The sequence below is a fragment of the Chrysosporum bergii ANA360D genome, assembly GCF_029891735.1.
Classification (GTDB): Bacteria; Cyanobacteriota; Cyanobacteriia; order Cyanobacteriales; family Nostocaceae; genus Umezakia; species Umezakia bergii.
The window spans coordinates 1-17,185 of sequence record NZ_JANQDH010000015.1 but is presented as its reverse complement, the minus strand read 5'-3'; the positions used below and the strand labels follow the sequence as shown (position 1 = coordinate 17,185).

The 17,185-nt window shown below is 41.8% G+C and carries 18 protein-coding genes, 2 tRNA genes and 1 pseudogene; 11 read left to right on the top strand and 10 right to left on the bottom strand.

The window, feature by feature from the left end; all coding sequences use genetic code 11:
* The first annotated feature begins 149 nt into the window (after nt 1-149).
* On the top strand, nt 150-671 hold the full coding sequence (locus NWP17_RS02360; protein WP_280653308.1) for a metal ABC transporter solute-binding protein, Zn/Mn family: 522 nt from the start codon (nt 150-152) through the stop codon (nt 669-671).
* Nucleotides 672-744: 73 nt separating this feature from the next.
* On the opposite strand, the gene NWP17_RS02355 is transcribed toward NWP17_RS02360, so the two are convergent.
* Nucleotides 745-1,962, bottom strand: a complete 1,218-nt coding sequence (locus NWP17_RS02355; protein WP_280653307.1) for a TetR family transcriptional regulator — start codon at nt 1,960-1,962, stop codon at nt 745-747.
* Nucleotides 1,963-2,136: 174 nt separating this feature from the next.
* Between NWP17_RS02355 and NWP17_RS02350 the strand changes: the two genes are divergently transcribed.
* Nucleotides 2,137-2,994, top strand: coding sequence for an acyl-CoA desaturase (locus NWP17_RS02350; RefSeq protein WP_280653306.1), 858 nt, complete (start codon nt 2,137-2,139; stop codon nt 2,992-2,994).
* 23 nt (nt 2,995-3,017) lie between these two features.
* Here NWP17_RS02350 and NWP17_RS02345 read toward each other — a convergent pair whose 3' ends face one another.
* From NWP17_RS02345 to NWP17_RS02335, 3 genes are all read right to left on the bottom strand, one after another.
* The gene (locus NWP17_RS02345; RefSeq protein WP_280653305.1) at nt 3,018-3,707 is read right to left on the bottom strand and encodes a lysophospholipid acyltransferase family protein; all 690 of its coding nucleotides are present in this window, start codon (nt 3,705-3,707) and stop codon (nt 3,018-3,020) included.
* A 276-nt stretch (nt 3,708-3,983) separates the two neighbouring features.
* A complete protein-coding gene (locus tag NWP17_RS02340) occupies nt 3,984-5,486 on the bottom strand; it encodes a cryptochrome/photolyase family protein (protein WP_280653304.1) in 1,503 nt (500 codons plus the stop codon).
* 46 nt (nt 5,487-5,532) lie between these two features.
* A complete protein-coding gene (locus NWP17_RS02335; protein WP_280653303.1) occupies nt 5,533-5,787 on the bottom strand; it encodes a TIGR03643 family protein in 255 nt (84 codons plus the stop codon).
* Between the two features lie 108 nt (nt 5,788-5,895).
* On the opposite strand from NWP17_RS02335, the pseudogene NWP17_RS02330 reads away from it, so the two are divergent.
* Nucleotides 5,896-6,142: pseudogene (locus NWP17_RS02330) on the top strand (ribonuclease D); the annotation flags it as partial.
* A 347-nt stretch (nt 6,143-6,489) separates the two neighbouring features.
* Nucleotides 6,490-7,332, top strand: coding sequence for a tetratricopeptide repeat protein (locus NWP17_RS02325; RefSeq protein ID WP_280653302.1), 843 nt, complete (start codon nt 6,490-6,492; stop codon nt 7,330-7,332).
* 57 nt (nt 7,333-7,389) lie between these two features.
* Here NWP17_RS02325 and NWP17_RS02320 read toward each other — a convergent pair whose 3' ends face one another.
* Nucleotides 7,390-7,734 carry a hypothetical protein gene (locus tag NWP17_RS02320; RefSeq protein ID WP_280653301.1) on the bottom strand — a complete coding sequence of 115 codons (345 nt, stop codon included), beginning with the start codon at nt 7,732-7,734 and terminating at the stop codon, nt 7,390-7,392.
* Between the two features lie 219 nt (nt 7,735-7,953).
* On the opposite strand from NWP17_RS02320, the gene NWP17_RS02315 reads away from it, so the two are divergent.
* On the top strand, nt 7,954-8,868 hold the full coding sequence (locus NWP17_RS02315; protein WP_425332635.1) for a DMT family transporter: 915 nt from the start codon (nt 7,954-7,956) through the stop codon (nt 8,866-8,868).
* A 175-nt stretch (nt 8,869-9,043) separates the two neighbouring features.
* The gene (locus NWP17_RS02310) at nt 9,044-9,496 is read left to right on the top strand and encodes a hypothetical protein (protein ID WP_280653300.1); all 453 of its coding nucleotides are present in this window, start codon (nt 9,044-9,046) and stop codon (nt 9,494-9,496) included.
* A gap of 57 nt (nt 9,497-9,553) precedes the next feature.
* Here NWP17_RS02310 and hpsU read toward each other — a convergent pair whose 3' ends face one another.
* From hpsU to NWP17_RS02295, 3 genes are all read right to left on the bottom strand, one after another.
* Nucleotides 9,554-10,135, bottom strand: a complete 582-nt coding sequence (gene hpsU / locus NWP17_RS02305; RefSeq protein WP_280653299.1) for a hormogonium polysaccharide biosynthesis acetyltransferase HpsU — start codon at nt 10,133-10,135, stop codon at nt 9,554-9,556.
* A gap of 10 nt (nt 10,136-10,145) precedes the next feature.
* Nucleotides 10,146-11,081 carry a glycosyltransferase family 2 protein gene (locus tag NWP17_RS02300; RefSeq protein ID WP_280653298.1) on the bottom strand — a complete coding sequence of 312 codons (936 nt, stop codon included), beginning with the start codon at nt 11,079-11,081 and terminating at the stop codon, nt 10,146-10,148.
* Between the two features lie 98 nt (nt 11,082-11,179).
* Nucleotides 11,180-11,914, bottom strand: coding sequence for a hypothetical protein (locus NWP17_RS02295; protein WP_280653297.1), 735 nt, complete (start codon nt 11,912-11,914; stop codon nt 11,180-11,182).
* Nucleotides 11,915-12,015: 101 nt separating this feature from the next.
* On the opposite strand from NWP17_RS02295, the gene cobU reads away from it, so the two are divergent.
* Both cobU and NWP17_RS02285 read left to right on the top strand, forming a co-directional pair.
* Nucleotides 12,016-12,564 carry a bifunctional adenosylcobinamide kinase/adenosylcobinamide-phosphate guanylyltransferase gene (gene cobU / locus NWP17_RS02290; protein ID WP_280653296.1) on the top strand — a complete coding sequence of 183 codons (549 nt, stop codon included), beginning with the start codon at nt 12,016-12,018 and terminating at the stop codon, nt 12,562-12,564.
* Nucleotides 12,565-12,620: 56 nt separating this feature from the next.
* Complete coding sequence (locus NWP17_RS02285) at nt 12,621-13,037, top strand: hypothetical protein (RefSeq protein WP_280653295.1); 417 nt, start codon at nt 12,621-12,623, stop codon at nt 13,035-13,037.
* Here NWP17_RS02285 and NWP17_RS02280 read toward each other — a convergent pair.
* Nucleotides 13,022-13,819 (bottom strand): TrmH family RNA methyltransferase, encoded by a 798-nt coding sequence (locus tag NWP17_RS02280; protein WP_280653310.1) that lies wholly within the window; start codon nt 13,817-13,819, stop codon nt 13,022-13,024. The genes NWP17_RS02285 and NWP17_RS02280 overlap by 16 nt on opposite strands.
* A gap of 33 nt (nt 13,820-13,852) precedes the next feature.
* Nucleotides 13,853-13,934: transfer RNA gene (locus NWP17_RS02275), tRNA-Leu, on the bottom strand.
* 292 nt (nt 13,935-14,226) lie between these two features.
* Here NWP17_RS02275 and murA point away from each other — a divergent pair.
* From murA to NWP17_RS02260, 3 genes are all read left to right on the top strand, one after another.
* Complete coding sequence (gene murA, locus NWP17_RS02270) at nt 14,227-15,540, top strand: UDP-N-acetylglucosamine 1-carboxyvinyltransferase (protein ID WP_280653309.1); 1,314 nt, start codon at nt 14,227-14,229, stop codon at nt 15,538-15,540.
* Nucleotides 15,541-15,683: 143 nt separating this feature from the next.
* Nucleotides 15,684-16,559 (top strand): M48 family metallopeptidase, encoded by an 876-nt coding sequence (locus tag NWP17_RS02265; protein WP_280653294.1) that lies wholly within the window; start codon nt 15,684-15,686, stop codon nt 16,557-16,559.
* A gap of 329 nt (nt 16,560-16,888) precedes the next feature.
* Nucleotides 16,889-16,972: transfer RNA gene (locus NWP17_RS02260), tRNA-Leu, on the top strand.
* The last annotated feature ends 213 nt before the right edge of the window (nt 16,973-17,185 follow it).

The following is a 17,185-nucleotide window of genomic DNA, read 5'->3' as shown; positions in this document are numbered from 1 at the left end:
AAATTGGCTTTTTACTGGAGTTTAGTCTCGGCGCGACGCTTCCGCCGCACCGAGACTGATTGTGCCAGTTATGTTATTTATTGTAGTACAATAATACTATATTCTAGCGATCGCCTGTGCCAGTTGCGTAAGTCCTGAATACTATAAAAATGGTGGATATAATTGACAATAACTTAGGAAAACTCACCCCAGAAAATGCTACATTATATAGTAGCAATGCCCAAATAATTAAAAATCAGCTAATTCAGCTTGATAGTTGGATAAAATCCCGAATTAATACCATTCCTGATAATCAACGCAAATTAGTAACAACTAGTAATATACTAGATTACTACACCACAGCCTATGGAATTTCTTTAGTAGGAGGGTTAAATGGTATTAATAGTGGCAGAAATCCCACAGATGCACAAATAAAAAATTGGGTAAGAAATATTCAACAAGCCGAAGTACCAACAATTTTTGCAGAAACCACAATTAACCCCCCATTCATTCAGTCTGTAGCTAGAGAGGCTAATGTCAGAGTATCAAGAAGGCTTCTGTATACCCATGGACTGAGTGAACCAGGAAGCGAAGCCGATACTTATCAAAAACTAATGGTTGCTAATACACGCACAATTGTGGAGGGTTTGGGCGGTACTTATTTAATTTTTACCCCAAAAGTTGCTGAATAGGTGTGAGCAGGGTGTTGATGGGTGGTTAAATAAAGATAGGTTGGGTTAAAGAATATTCTTTAACCCAGTTGAATTATGTGGGCTTATGATCTAAACGAGTTGCTTGTTCTAGGGCTGTTTTTTCTTTAGCTCTTTTGGCATAGGATTGTAATAGGAGGCGATCGCAACCACTCAAAATGCTCAAATTTTCTTCACTCATACCCCGCATCAACATTTCTACACACCAGGTGTGTTGTGTTTGAGTGATGGTGGGCGGTTTTCCTTGAGGGGTTAACAAACCGTGAGTCCATACTTGCCAATGTTGCAATAAATCTGATTCTGTCATCGGTTCACCGATTTTATTGACAAACATAGCAGGTTGACTATCTTTACGACTCTTCAACCATTTAATTAACGGGTTGTTGCTGTAAGAACCATAGCGTTTACCGAGAATCCACTGATTAACAGGGACTTGGCGGCGTACTTCTGGGGTGGTAACTTGCAGGAAGTGTCCCGAGTCATCAGAGATTTGGTGGTTTTTCTGTAAGCTGACAATTTCTCTCAAAGATAAGCCAGCACCAAATAAAACATAAGCCAAAGCATAATCTTGTGTACTCAGTTTCTTAGATTGTTGTATAATTTTGTGAACTAAACCCGCAGGTAAATCAGCTACTTCCGGGACATTTTTCCCAACTGTTGCTGATTTTACCGAAGATGACATGGCACCGTGTAAGAACAACTTGACTAAATTTTCCAAAAAATCATCCCGGTCTTCCCACAGTTCGTGAAATTCGCTGGTAAATTCAATCACTGCATACCCCAGGATCATGGCATTCAACAAACTAGCTAATTTTTCCGCAGGAAGATAAGTATTTAAGTCTCCCTGCTGGATAACAGTGGCCAAATACTGAGCTACATAGCGGTTAGCCTCAGTTAACCCACGTCCTATGGCGCGGCGATTTTCCATGGGATACTGGTTAGCTTCACCCACCACTGAACGAACTAACTCCGGTATGCGTTCTAATGCGTGTAAGCTATCACTTATATAATCTTTAAGTGCTTGGTATATATCACCAGAAGGACTAGCCCTTTGTACAAGGGATTCCCCTAAATTTTTAAAAGCCGCGGATTCTTCCAGTACAGACAATAATAGTCCATGTTTGTTACCAAAATTACGGAATAACGTTACTTCGTTCACTTCTGCTTTTTCAGCGATTTGCTTGGTGGTGGTGGCGCTAATTCCCTGAACTGTGAATAATTCCAGTGCTGATTGGATCAAACGTTGACGTGCTGAAATAAGTTGAGATGGCATAGGGAATAATGCAAGTGGTACTTGCATGAAGACAAGTGGTCTGATAAAATAGTCAATGTAAGTGATACTTGCTTCTCTTTACTGTAACTAACTGCTGTGCAGAGTGGGGAAAATCCTGCTGGGGTTGCACCAAGAAATGGCAAATCACTTCATCATCCATCAACAAGAATTTTTATGACTGGCAAGTTTTTGGACTTCACTCCTGAGATGGGCAACTCACCTCGTCTTAGGTTGGTGAATGTGGTATTTTTTGGTGCATTTCATGCTTTAGCTCTCCTGGCTCCCTGGTTTTTTTCTTGGCCAGCCCTGGTTTTGCTGGTGTTTCTTCATTGGTTGTTCGGCAGTATTGGCATTTGTTTGGGATATCATCGCCTGTTGAGCCATAAAAGTTTTCAAGTACCCAAGTGGTTAGAATATGTCATTGCCACTATTGGAGCGCTGGCTCTACAAGGAGGTCCGATTTTCTGGGTTGGTTCCCACCGCCAACATCACGCCCATACAGAAGATATCAATTTAGACCCATACTCTGCCCGGCGAGGATTCTGGTGGAGTCATATGCTGTGGATTTTGTATCCACGTCCTCAATTTTTTGACTATCAATTTTATCAAAAATATGCTCCTGACCTAGCAAGACAACCTTTCTATCGTTGGTTGGATCGCTATTTCTTGCTGATGCAAATTCCCTTAGCATTGCTGCTGTATTTCTTAGGGAGTTGGCCTTTTGTGATTTATGGCGTATTTTTGCGCTCAGTCTTACTTTGGCATTCCACTTGGCTAGTCAACTCAGCATCACATTTGTGGGGTTATCGTACCTTTGAATCCAATGATGGGGCACGTAACCTGTGGTGGGTATCTTTAGTAACTTACGGAGAAGGGTGGCACAATAACCATCATACTTATCCCCACATGGCCAAATCTGGATTATCTTGGTGGGAAATTGATATGACTTGGTGGAGTATTAAACTTTTGCAGATTTTAGGTTTAGCTAAAAAAGTAGTTTCTGCTCCCGGTCACAGCATCACCCGCGAATGAATTAAAGCCAAGGTTGTAAATATTTATGCCGACTGCTGATAGTGCTGTCGGCTTGTGCAAAGATTTTCTAAAGCAGATTTGAGATGATTTTTTAGCTTTTCCGTGTTTGGTGAAGATAAGTTTTCACAGTAATTTGCTACCTGTAAACAAGAGCCAATGTGAACTTGAACATGGCAACCCCAGCCAGGAATAGGCGGATTATAACGAATCTTAATAGGCACAATTTTTACATCTAAACTAGGGTATTTACATTGTGTGTGCAAAGCCAAACGAGTTAAACCAGGCTGAAGGGGTTGGATTTCTTCAGTGCGAAAAATATTGCCTTCAGGGAAGATTACCAGCACTTCTGAAGCTTTGAGTAACTTGATTCCCAGACGCAAACTACTAATACTAGGGTGCTGGGGATCAATAGGGAAACCGCCCACATGACGAATTAACCAGCCTTGCAGTCCTTTCATTTCATTGGCGGAAACCATAAATCGCAAATCTCGCCCAAAAATATCTCGACCAAGGGCATAGCCTAATATTAATGCGTCCCAACGGGAACGGTGGGTAGGAGCAAGAATGACAGGATTTTCTAAGGGGAAATTTTCTCTCCCCTGGATTTCAATTTTGCCAAAATAAACAGGTAATATCAGGTAGCGACAAAGGGCATAAACTAAGTTAATTAGCCAAGGCGAAACATGAGAGATGGTGGGTGGGGGTGACCTCATTATTCAAGTTAGGAAAACATTTGGTTAATTAAATCGCTTCAGCTGCTATTGACCAAAGATCCGGTAGAGTTTTCAACTCATACTCTTCTAACCCAAGTCCAGAAGCACTAACAAAGGAAGGATTATTCATTAACACCTCTAATCAACCGCTTTTCCTTCCACCACACCCTGGTCACTATGATACTGGTCAGCACATCAGGTAATAATCTGCCCAATGGCAGAATTTGATCCCCTTTTTTCAAAGGTAGCGAGCAAGATGCTCACACTACAACGTGATCATTGCCAATGACCGTGCCAATCTTCAGCCTGTTGGCGAATAGATTGTAATTCTTCAGCGGACATTTTATCTAAATTTTTTAAAATAAAACTCATTCGTCCTTGAGACTTTAGTCGCTCACGGTGTCGGTGAAGAAAATCCCAATAAAAAAAGTTAAATGGACAGGCGTTTTTACCTGTTCGCTCCTTATATTTATAAACACAAGTTTGGCAATAATCACTCATTTTATTAATATAGTTAGCAGAAGCAGCATAAGGCTTTGATGCTAATACCCCACCATCTGCAAATAAACCCATACCAATCACATTTGTCTGCATTACCCAGTCATAAGCATCAATGAATACTGCGTGAAACCAGTTTTCAACTGCTTGTGGCTCAATTCCTGCAATCAATGCAAAATTACTCAAGACCATTAATCTTTGAATATGATGAGCATAGCCTGTACGTTGTACTTGGGTAATAATTTGGTGTAAACAATTCATTTTAGTTTCACCAGTCCAAAAAAACTCTGGTAATTTGTGGGTATGATTAAACCAATTGTGATTGGGGTAATCTGCATCTACAAAATGATAGATACCATACATATATTCTCGCCAGCCTAACACCTGACGAATAAATCCCTCTACACTATTTAATGGCAATTGCCGCGTCTTATAGGCTTCTTCAATGGCTTTAATAACTTCTAATGGTTGGAGTAAACCCAGATTTAAGTAAGGAGAAATTAAGGCGTGCCACATGGTTTCTTCTCCTTTGAGCATGGCATCTTGATAAGTGCCAAAATCACACAAGCGATGTTGAATAAACCAATCTAACACTTGTAGTGCTTGGTGGCGATTTACTCCCCAAGTAAACGGCTCTAAGTTGCCATAAGTGGGAATAGTTAGAGATTTAACTTTAGCAATAACATCACGGGTAATATCATCAGGTTGAAATGATTGTAATGGGGGTGTATTTAATTTTCCTTTGGGCGGTTGACGATTTTCTTTATCTAAATTCCACTTTCCTCCTATGGGTTGATCTTTCTCCAATAAAATTTGAAACCGCCGCCTTCCTTCTCTGTAGAAATCTTCCATGACAATGCGCTTACGGGGTGATGCCCAATTATTAAATTCTGCTCTACTCCACAAAAAATGATTATTAGGAATTAAACTGATTTGACAAGGAAGCTCTAAACTCTGCAACATCTGGCTAAATGGTCGGTCATTGGGCATCATTACCCGCAACTGAGTAATTCCATTTTCCTGGATCCATGCTTGCAGTGGTGTTTCAAAATCTTCGGCTATTTTATAAGTTACTATATATTTTAGCTGCTGTAACTCTTGGGCAAAATGTCGCATTGCTGACCAAACTAAAATCAGTTTTTGCCCATGATAAGGACGTGCTTGAATATGTTGTAGTGATTCGATAAAAATTACAGGTACATTTTTTAAATGAGAACAACTTTGTAATGCTGCTTGTTGCTCCCACAGCTGATCACCTAAGATCCAAATTCCAATAGTCATTATTTATGTTTGATTTATATTTTATTAAATTAATCAAGTTTCAATTTTAGGATTTTTGATTTTGTGACTTAAATCTGCCAACAATAAAGTTACGCTTACCTAGGTGCTTATTTTTGCGGCTAGTGACTCGCTCTCGCCACATTTTAAAGCTAGATTCTTTCATTTCTCGCCTCATCAGGTTAATTACTTCTTTTTCTGACAGGCCAAATTGAGTTTCAATGGCTTCAAAAGGTGTTCTATCTTCCCAGGCCATTTCTATGATGCGATCTATGGTGGCAGAGTCTAGTTCTGGTAATTTCATGTTTTTACAGGTTTATTTTAACTGATTCTACCATATATTTTTTCAGGATGTTAATTGTGAAAACTGTGATTAACTTGATTTTACTCAACTCTCAGGATAGATTTATTCATGCCCTATTTAAATTATGCTGATCATATCCTAAAAAAAAGTATATTAATATACTAATTATCAAGCCTTGTGGATTGATACGGAAGTGGCTGATTATAAAACTCTTCATCCTAAATTGTCGCTGATTCAGGTATTGGATGATGTCACGGATATGACCTGCGATCGCGTTTATCTTTTGGATGTGCTGAATCAGCCTGACCTGGTAGGCGAGTTTATGGAACAAATTATGATCAATCCTAAATGTGAATTTAGATATTCCTGTAACACTGACTCAAAAAAGTAAAAAAGATTTGGGTCAAAATTTTCAACAATTGTCTGTAGATATTGACAAAACCACATCCTGGCGAATGTCTAGGAAAAAACCGGAAAATGATCATGTTCAGGGGTAAATTAACTTAATAGTCGAATTGGTCATCTAGGTTATGTTAAGCAAGAACATAAAAGCTCAATTTAGTTGTCTAGAATAATATTCACATGATAAATAGATAATTAAAGATAGTTGATGGAGAATAAGTATTCTCTCGTAGCTTGTGAGTAGGGCATACTGGTAAATATTCAGATATGAACTAAATTTAGTGCTAATTAGGGTAAGTTATGAAAGTGCAGTTATTTGAGCAAGACCAGGGGAAGGTTAAAAGAAGATTGACCATAGCTATGGTTACTATATTGACTGCAATCACTAGTATTTCTTGTAATCAGAATCAAGATGTATTGGTGACAGAAATAGGAATTAGCCCTCCCACTGGTGGGAAGGCGCAAACATCCCCAGCTGCTAGTTTCTATATTCAGGGGAAAAATCAACACGTTAGAGGTGATTTACAAGGGGCGATCGCTAGTTACGACCAAGGGATTGATGCCGATCCGGACTATAGTCAGGCTTATAAAAGCCGGGGTCTAGCCTATTTTGATGCGGGAGACAACCAAAGGGCGATCGCTGATTACAATCAAGTTATTAATCTTGCTCCTAATGATGCTGAAGCATACAATCATCGAGGGAATGCCCTGGCTTCTCTCGGAGATAACCAACGAGCCATCGCGGATTATAATGAGGCTATTCGCCTGTCTCCCGGCTATGCTGAAGCCTATAATAATCGGGGCAATGCCCGCGCCGCTTTAGGAGATAATAACGGAGCAGTGGAAGACCTTAATCAAGCTATTAACCTCAATCCTGGCTATGCTATTGCTTACAATAATCGCGGAAATGCCCGCGCTGCTCTAGGAGATAGACAGGGGGCGATCGCTGATTATAATCAAGCTATTCGTCTTAATGCTAATTTTGGACCTGCTTACAACAACCGAGGAAATACCCGTGCTGCTGAGGGAGATAAGCAAGGGGCGCTGCAAGATTTGCAACAAGCCGCAGCTATTTTTCAACGCCAAAATAGCAATGATTTATATCAACAAGTGATGAAGAATATTAGAGAGATTGGGCAATAAAGGCGCTACACTGGGAATTTTAGATTTTGGATTTCAACTTGTGTCTAAGCGTCCTATCTATTTACCGAGTAAAAATTCAAATTCCGCTTGTAAGGATGTTATGTCAGCCAGCCTGGCGATGAGTATATTCTCATTTCCCGCATCTATTAAACGCACTTTCCAATAACGAATACTCTCGGCATTGTTGAGCCAGAACTGCACTACAGTATTTTGGACTTGTTCAATGTTCCAACCCCTTATAACTGGCAAGGGTTCCACAGATTCTAATAAGGCATCTAATGTACATTTATGAGTAGCTAGATACTCCACCCTCTTTTTCTTGGGTTGGTTGATAGTCTGTTGTTGATGATTAAAAAACTGCCAAGCAGGAGATACCCCTACAAGATCAAAGCTGTATTTCATTCTCTTCCTCCTAGTGATTAATTAGTATTCTGCTCATACTAAATTGTTCCCAAAACACCATCTTCAGCTATCTACAAAACATATTTACTTTGCCTATGTTCTGGCAATATTTTTTGTGGATGAAATTAGCACTCTCATCTGTTGAGTGCTATAATTGTCTTGGCTATTTCTATTTATTATAATAAAAAAAATTGCTCATCATTATCAGAGGTAAGTGGTATTTTACATATTTTGTTAACAAATGCCAGGGGTGAATTAGCCGCTTTAACCGCTGCGGGTTTGTGGGCTGTCGCTTCGGTGGTGTATGGCATTGTGGGACAGCATATTCCGCCCCTGAAACTAAATTTGCTCAAGGGGATGGTGGCGATCGCACTGCTGATTTTGACTATCCTACTAACTGGGGTATCTTTGCCCACTTCCGCCCCCATGCCTATTTTTTTGCTGTGCTTGAGTGGGGTGATAGGTATTAGTTGGGGTGATACTGCTTTTTTGGCGGGGATTAATTACTTAGGCGCACGTCGAGTTTTACTTATAGGCACTCTTGCCCCAGCCATAACTGCGATGGCGGGTATGATTTGGCTAGGGGAAACTTTAAACATCAGAGCTTGGTGTGGAATTTTAGTTACTGTTTTGGGAGTTGCTTGGGTAATCACAGAACGGTCTCCCACTACCAGGGATGATTCACCCTCTCACCTATGGCGAGGAGGCTTATGGGCTTTATCAGCCACTATTGCCAATGCCATTAGTATCATTATTTCTCGCCTAGCATTTACTACTGGAACCATCACATCTCTATGGGCTGCTTTATTGCGCTTGGGTGCTGCTGAATTGGCTCTTTTAGCCTGGATGTGGTTATCCCACCGAGAGGCGCAAGCGTTATCCTTTTCCTATAGGCAATCTTGGCGGGTAATTTTTGCCACTTGCTTTGCGGCTTTTTGTGGTACTTATTTGGGCATTTGGCTACAACAAACAGCAATTAAATTCACATCTGCGGGAATTGCCTCAACTTTGTTGCAGACTAGCCCACTATTTGTGATTCCCATTACTATCTGTATTGGTGAAAAAGTTAGTTGGCGAGCTGTGGTTGGTGTAATTATTGCCATCATCGGCATTGCGTTATTATTTTTTTCCTAAATCATGACCAGGGCTAAAAACCCATAAGATGCCAACTCAATTAGTATAATGTTAGTCAAGGTGAGTAGGGGAGCTTTGACACTCCCAAGACAATATGATTTAATGAATCATATCGTAATAGTGCCAGATGTGAGAGCAGTAATACTGCTTCAGTAAATACTTTCAATTAAATTCAATGAGACTAACAATCAAGTCTATTGCCAATCTTAAGATTAAGAGCTTGCTCTTAACTCTGTTCCTATGGGGTTTTATGTGGGAAACTGCTCAAGCTCAATCCGTACCTCCTATCCCATTTCCTGCGGTTCCTCCTATCCCATTTCCTACATTTCCTACACCATTTCAGATGCCAATTCAATTTCAGGTGCGAGGTAACACTAATAATACCAGCCCTAGCGTTGTCTCTGCTATTAAACAAGGAAATAATGCAAATCAAATACAGACACGTACAGGGAACTTCAGCGTTAATATTCCCGCAGCAGATGGGGTAACAAACACTACTGTATCTAGTATCAATGTTGTTGTACCTTCTACTAATACTGTTAACCCTGGGAAGGTATACTTTGATGTGATTACTTCTGGTTCCGGGGTCAACAGTGTTCAACTGTCGTTTCCGTCACCATTAGATTAATTTTTTAACAAATACAGTAAATTTCCACATAGTGAGTTAGGGGTGTGGTGTTTAAGCTTAGGTGCTTGTTCTCTCCTGCTCCAACTGCCTTGGGTACTGAGGAAGACAAGGACTGCCCCAACACACCTGCCCAGCAGGCATATCAGTAAATACACTGCTACGAGCGCCAATGACGGTGTTAGAACCAATTTCTACTCCAATGCCAACAAAACAATCTGCTGCTACCCAAGCCCCATTACCAATGGTAATTTTTCCCGTTTTCAACCCAAAGGCGGGATCATGAAAGTCATGGCTACCAGTACACAAATAACTTTTTTGGGAAATGACGCAGTGTGTACCAATATAAATTTCATCTAAACTGTATAAAACTACATCATCACCAATCCAACTGTAGTCGCCAATGGTGATTTTCCATGGGTAGGTGAAACGGGCAGTAGGTCGAATTAATACATTTTTGCCAATTTGAGCGCCAAACAGTCGGAGTATAGTACAACGCCAACCATTACAAAAATGAGGCGTGAGGGGAAAAGCGATCGCCTGTACAAACCACCATAGAAAAATATACCAACCAGGTCGCCCTCGATTAAACCAGGATTGGTCATATCTACGTAAGTCTATGAAAGGTTGATTATTGGTCATTGGTCATTGGTCATTGTTTTTTATTATTAACGGATAGTAAGCCTTGAATTGCAGCTTTTAAGTAACCTATTTGTCCATAAGCATACACAAGTTTGTCAAAACGTTCAGCTGGATCGGAAAAATATTTTAGTGCTTTGTATAGTCCCCGGAAAAATCGCTCACTACCCCTTTGTAGTTGACGAATATCGGCTTGACCGGCCAGTTGTTCACGATAACATTCACTGATACCTTGCCACCAACCACGATTTAAGAACCAGGAGGGTTTGAGACGTTCTGGCGCAACATTGTGAGCAACTAAGGCTTGGGGAAGGTATGCCACTTGCCAACCACGTTGAAGGGCAAATTCTGTCATTTGCAGTTCTTCGTTAGATAATAAATTTTTTCCCACTCGACCGAGATGAGGATCAAAACCACCGACTTCTTCTAGAAAACTGCGACGTAAGGAGTAATTCAGTCCTCTGGGGGTTAAACCTGGCTGTTGAATATAAATCATGGTGTCGCCTAAATCGTATGCTCCTAAATTGCTAGTTAGTCCAGGAGATAGCCAGGGTGGTGGTTGGGTGTTTCGAGGCCACAACAGGGTAACTTTACCGCCTGCGATGGCTAATTTGGGGTTATTTTCATAGGCAGTATACAGGACTTGCAGCCAAGAAGTGCTGGCTAAGGCATCGTCATCTAAATAAGCTAGAATTTCCCCAGTAGCGACTTTAGCTCCAGTATTGCGGGCTACAGATAGACCAATGGTGGGTTCAAAGATATATTTAAGACAGGGATGGCTGAGTCTTTGTTCTACAACTTCACGGGTGCGATCGCTAGAATTATTATCTACCACCACAACTTCAAAGTCACCCGGAAAATCCTGGCTTAATAAACTATCAATGGCAGCACCTAAGTAGATATCTCGATTGTGAGTGCAAATGATGGCAGAGATTTGGTGATCTGGCATGAGATAAATTTAAAATTTATGAACTTGTTAGTTGTCAGTTTAATTGAGACACAGCCTCATTTGTGGTCAACTTCTGCCAAATCTTTTTTTGGTTGTATTTATGTTTGTTGAATGTGGCTGTGTAAATTTACCAGATGTTCTGCCAATTGACTCAGGCGAGTTTCTAAATACTGTTTGCGTCCTAAGAGTTGGCGTAATTTTTGGTAACGAGCAATAGCCATACTGACTATCGGTAATTGATCTGGTGGGCAAGGACGTGACCAGACTTGACCCGAGGTATCCACACCACAGAGACGATAATCAGTAATTCCTGATGGATGAGATACCTTTTCATTGTCCATGATTTGGTCAACTTCCCCATGGCGGAGTGTGGCTGTTTTTCCCTGTTCTGGTTCTTTCATGTTGGATTCTAACCAGCCATTCACAATGGGACCTTCTAAGTAAATATCTTGAATTTGCTGTATGATTGTCTGTAATTCTGTTTGCCAACTGGCGATATGTTGTTGAATTTCTTGTAATATATTCATGGCTAATGCTGGATTAGCTCCATGGCGATGGCTACTGAAGGTGGGATGCTTGAATTTGGGTAGGGTGGGTGTTTTGCCACCAGTCTCTTGTGCTGGAAAGGTTGGCACAGAATTATGCTGAGGGGAATGCTTCTGTGGGGACTCTGTGTCTAATTGGTTGGTATGTTGTTCAGAGGAGGTATCCTGAGTTGCCCCTACGCTAATTCTAAAGGAGAAAGACGACTTCAAAGAATCACTGGTGGGGGCAGTGCTACGATGTCCTAAATCATGTAAAGTCGCTTCAATACGTTTTAAGCCCGTTTTCATAAAAGTATCCTAAAATGTAGTATTCAAAGGGTGTGTTTTTGGGTCGATTCCTTTGGTAAATTCTGGCATAAAAACAATCGATGTTATGTAAGGATATAGTTTTGGGCAAGGTAATTTTAGTGACTGGTCCAGCCAGGTCTGGTAAAAGCGAATGGGCGGAAACTCTGGCGGTAGAGTCCGGAAAAACTGTTGTTTACGTGGCTACAGCTAGAGAAAACCCAGGGGATGCTGAATGGCATCAACGTATTCAACAACATCAAAAACGTCGTCCTGGCGATTGGGTGACGCTTTTAGTACCTGTGGAATTATCCGCTACTCTGGCGGAAGCCAAGCCAAGTACCTGCCTGTTAGTTGATTCTTTAGGTACTTGGGTGGCTAATCTTTTAGAAGAAGATGAAGATACCTGGCAAAATATTTTGGCGGGGTTATTAGCAACAATACAGTTAGTAAATGCTGATATAATATTTGTAGCTGAGGAAACAGGGTGGGGTGTCGTTCCGGCTTTTCCTTTGGGTCGGCTATTCCGCGATCGCTTGGGTTCTGTAGTCCGCCAGTTAGGTGGTATTTGTGAACCTGTTTATTTAGTTACAGGCGGTCATGTTCTCAATCTCAGCGTTATTGCTAGACCATTACCAGCACCAAAATTTTAATTTAAAATTAAGCATTCCCCGCCGAAAAATACTCTGGCAAAATTTAAAATTGTGGTATGGCAACCAAAGAAGAAGTAAAAATGTATCTTGCCTACTGGTTTCAGTTGGGTAAGAAGGTGATAACGAGCAATGGTCGGGCAACCTTTTTGCCTCAACCAGTGCTGAGGGGTGGTGGATATAGTGCAGAATTTGAGGAATGCTGGCAAAAAATTCTCTCCCAGGCAACAGGTGACTGTTATTTAGAGGGTACTTATGAAACTATTAGTGAGCTACTAACCCCTGCTTGGGAGGTATTGCCTTGTGGTCGTTGTCAGATGCCAGTATCCGTGCGAAGCATAGGAATGCCTGCTTTGTTATGTCCTTGTAATGATTTACCGGACTGGCCTAATACTGAACTACCAGCCCCCCGTAGTCCTATTAATACCCAAGAACAATTGATGGTAATTCGCCGTCGGCTTCAAGGTGATAAGTAGGTGGGTGTAATTTTTTGGCGTTGAGCTTCGTATAAGATCAACGCAGCTGCGATCGCCAGATTCAAAGATTCTACTCCTGGATTTAGGGGTATTTTGACTTGCTGATCTGCCATGGTGGTTAAATCTGGGGATAAACCAGCACCTTCATTGCCGAGTAAAATTAAAGTAGGTTTTCGCCAGTCTACATCCCAATAAGTTAAATTGGCGGTGGGTAAGGTTGCTACTACTTGCATTCCTGCTTGCTGGCTTTGCTGTATTGTGGCTTTTAAATTTTCACTCACTGCCATTGCTACACTAAACCACTGTCCAGCAGAAGCACGTATCACTTTCGGGCTATCTAAATCTACACTATCTTGACTCAGCCATAACCCGGTAGCCCCACTAGCGGCAACAGTGCGAATTATCGTGCCTAAGTTACCAGGATCTTGGACAGTTTCTAGGGCTAAGACTAAACCGCTAAAGGGGACTTGGTTTTGATTAATTACCCGTTTGGCTGTGGCAATCACACCGTCTGGGTGGACTGTGGTGGCAATGGATGCTAAAACCTCTTGACTAACAATTTCTACTCTTTGGCTGTGGTTACAAGCTTTTTCCCACAGTACCGGGTGGGCGCTTTGCCATTCTGGGGTGCAACACACTGTGACTAGTGGATAATTGACTACACAGGCTTCCTGTAGTAGGTGTGTTCCTTCCAGTAGGCATAGTTGCTGCTTCTGCCGCTCCTTGGTGGAGTGCAGCTTGCGGATTTGTTTAACTAAAGGGTTTTGTAGACTGGTTAGCACCATTGATGGTTTTGGACGAGTCCAAATTTAGGATGCGGAACCCGGGACTTGAACCCGGAAGCCTTGCGGCACTAGAACCTGAATCTAGCGCGTCTGCCAATTCCGCCAGTTCCGCTAATTGACAACTTCTCATTGTTACCTAAATCTATATCTTTGTCAAGTGCGATCGCCAAGAGATTCTGTGATCTGTCTTGGCTAGGCTGCCGACCCCAATTGGACCCCAATTGGACCCCAATTGTTAAATATTTATAAAGGTTGCTAGAGCTTGTTTACAGGCTTTACATATTTAAAGCATAATTTCGGGATACAAGATGTCAGACAAAATGTAGACAAATCAAATCTTTGCTGTAGAATCAAAGCTAACTTAAAGTAATTGAAAATCACGTATTTTTTGGGGAGGTAGGCTTATTAATCCTTCTAGCAGCTTACCAGATGCCAAGTTTTCCCCTGACGCGGACTCCTCAGTCTTGCAAATATGGGGCGGGCATCCTTTGCGGGGTCATGTCAAAGTTAGTGGGGCAAAAAATTCCGCACTGGTGATCATGGCTGGTTCTTTGCTGTGTTCAGGTGATTGTCGTATCCGCAACGTTCCGTTATTGGTGGATGTGGACCGAATGAGTCAGGTGTTATCAGCTTTAGGTGTCCGTATCACCAGACAAGGCGATGTTTTAGATATTAACGCTGGGGAAATTACCACATCAAAGGCTCCCTACGAACTAGTCACCCAACTGCGGGCAAGTTTTTTTGCCATTGGGGCAATCTTGGCCAGGCTAGGAGTGGCACAAATGCCGTTACCAGGTGGTTGTGCTATTGGAGCTAGGCCAGTTGATTTGCACGTGCGAGGATTACAAGCCATGGGTGCGGAAGTGCAAATTGAACATGGCATTTGTAATGCTTATGTTCCAGGTAGTCGCCGCAAATTACAAGGTGCGAAAATTTACTTGGATAGTCCCAGTGTGGGAGCAACGGAAACTTTAATGATGGCCGCGACTCTCGCAGATGGCGAAACTATGATAGAGAATGCGGCAAGAGAACCAGAAGTGGTTGATTTGGCTAATTTCTGTAATGCGATGGGGGCTAAGATTCAGGGGGCTGGCAGTAGTCAGATTACAATTGTTGGTGTGACTAAATTACATTCTGTTGACTACACTATTATCCCCGATCGCATTGAAGCGGGAACATTTTTAGTTGCTGGAGCCATTACTCGTTCGGAAATTAGTATGTCCCCAGTGTGTCCCAATCACTTAATTCCAGTCATTGCTAAACTGCAAGAAATTGGTTTAACAATCATTGAGGATGCGCCGGACTGTTTACGTATTCTGCCAGCAGAAATTATCAAAGCTACGGATATTGAAACCTTACCTCATCCTGGTTTTCCTACGGATATGCAAGCTCCGTTTATGTCTTTGTTGAGTGTGGTAGAGGGTGACAGCCTGATTAATGAATCTGTGTTTGAAAATCGCCTGCGTCATGCTTCTGAGTTAAATCGCTTGGGAGCAGATATTCGCGTTAAAGGCAATACTGCTTTTGTGCGGGGAGTACCGACATTATCGGGCGCACCAGTAATAGGGACAGATTTACGAGCATCGGCCGCGTTGGTTTTAGCAGGACTGGCAGCTAAAGGACTAACGACATTTCAAGGATTACACCATCTTGATCGGGGCTATGATCGCATTGATCAGAAATTACAGCAACTAGGAGCTAAAATTCAGCGCGATTAATCAATTTTGGATTTTGGATTTGCGATAGGCAAGTTTTAGTTCCGGTTCCATTCAAAAAATTATGGGTGTGAGGCTTGTTTAGGTACTATGGTTATACTAGGTATAGGGGCTGTTGATATTTTGTTTTTCCAGCTTGCTAGATCATGTCTTTGTTAAAAACTCCGCTCATCGGTTTGAAAGCTGACTCATTTCGTCATCCATTAGACCTACAAGCCACCACATCTCTCAAACAGATCCCAGGTCTGGGTATGATGGTGCGAAATTGGCTGGGCCCAATGGCAGAACAGGTTTTTTATGTGGAAAATATTGCTTCCAGTGTCCTGGTGGGTGAAAAACAATTGCCAGATTTATACAATTTATTGTTAGAAGCCTGCAAAATTCTGGATATAGAGCCTCCTCAGCTATATATACGCCAACATCCTGCTCCTAATGCCTATACCTTTGCTATGCGAGGTAAGCAACCCTTTATTGTGTTGCACACCTCTTTGGTGGATATGCTTACACCAGAGGAAATACAGGCAGTGATTGCCCATGAGTTGGGGCATCTCAAGTGTGATCACAGTGTTTATCTGACACCAGTAAACTTATTGGTATTAGCGGCAGCAGTTGTGCCGAATGTGGGGGCTTTTCTGGCTCAAGCTATACAAGCCCAGTTATTAGAATGGGTACGCTGTGCTGAGTTTACCTGCGATCGCGCCGCTTTGTTAGCAACCCAAGACCCTAAAGTGGTGATGTCGGTACTAATGAAGTTAGCGGGTGGTTCACCTACTTTAGCCCGACAACTCAACTTAGATGCTTTTGTCGCCCAAGCTCGTGCTTACGATGAAATCAGTAAAACCCAATTGGGTGAAATGGTCAAAGAAGCCCGCACGGCTCAATTAACTCATCCTGTCCCAGTCCTCAGAGCTAGAGAAATTGACCGTTGGGCTAGCAGCAAAGAATATCAATCTTTATTACAAACTGGTGGGGTACAGTCAAAAGATGAAACTGCATCCCTGGGTCACTGGCGCAATTGGTGAAGTTGGTAGTTTAGTAATGTGGGTTAAGTGCTGCCTTTTCACATACTCACCGACCTAGAAGGTCGGTGATTCTTCACGGTTCACTGCAACTTGCTACGGAAGTAGTCTGACAGTCGCGCTCCGTCCGTTTAAAGTCTTGCCGATGCCCGATACTTTTATGTTACGACACACTAAAAAGCAGTCCTAACAGGACTAGCTTCTAATCCCATTCTGTTGGTTAAGCATACCATTCCCGACTTGCTACCTGTAAAATCAAATAGCCAAACAAAATTTTTCAATCTACTTGTTAAAATTCACTAAATAGGTTATATTGATATAGTGACACCCAAGGGCGGGTGGCGAAACTGGTAGACGCACCACACTCAAAATGTGGCGACCTTGCGGTCATAGGAGTTCGATTCTCCTCCTGCCCATAAGACTTTCAAGCATTATCAGGCATAGCCATAAAACCCTATAACCTGAGTTTATACCATTTTTATAAAAAATCAACATACTACGTAAAGTAATTTTGTGTAATACGTACATAAGTACTATAACAAGTTGATATAAATATGGGATAATAATATTAGAGGCTAGAACCCTTACTGTATAACAGTTACAGCGTTTTATAGGGAGGGTCAAACCTT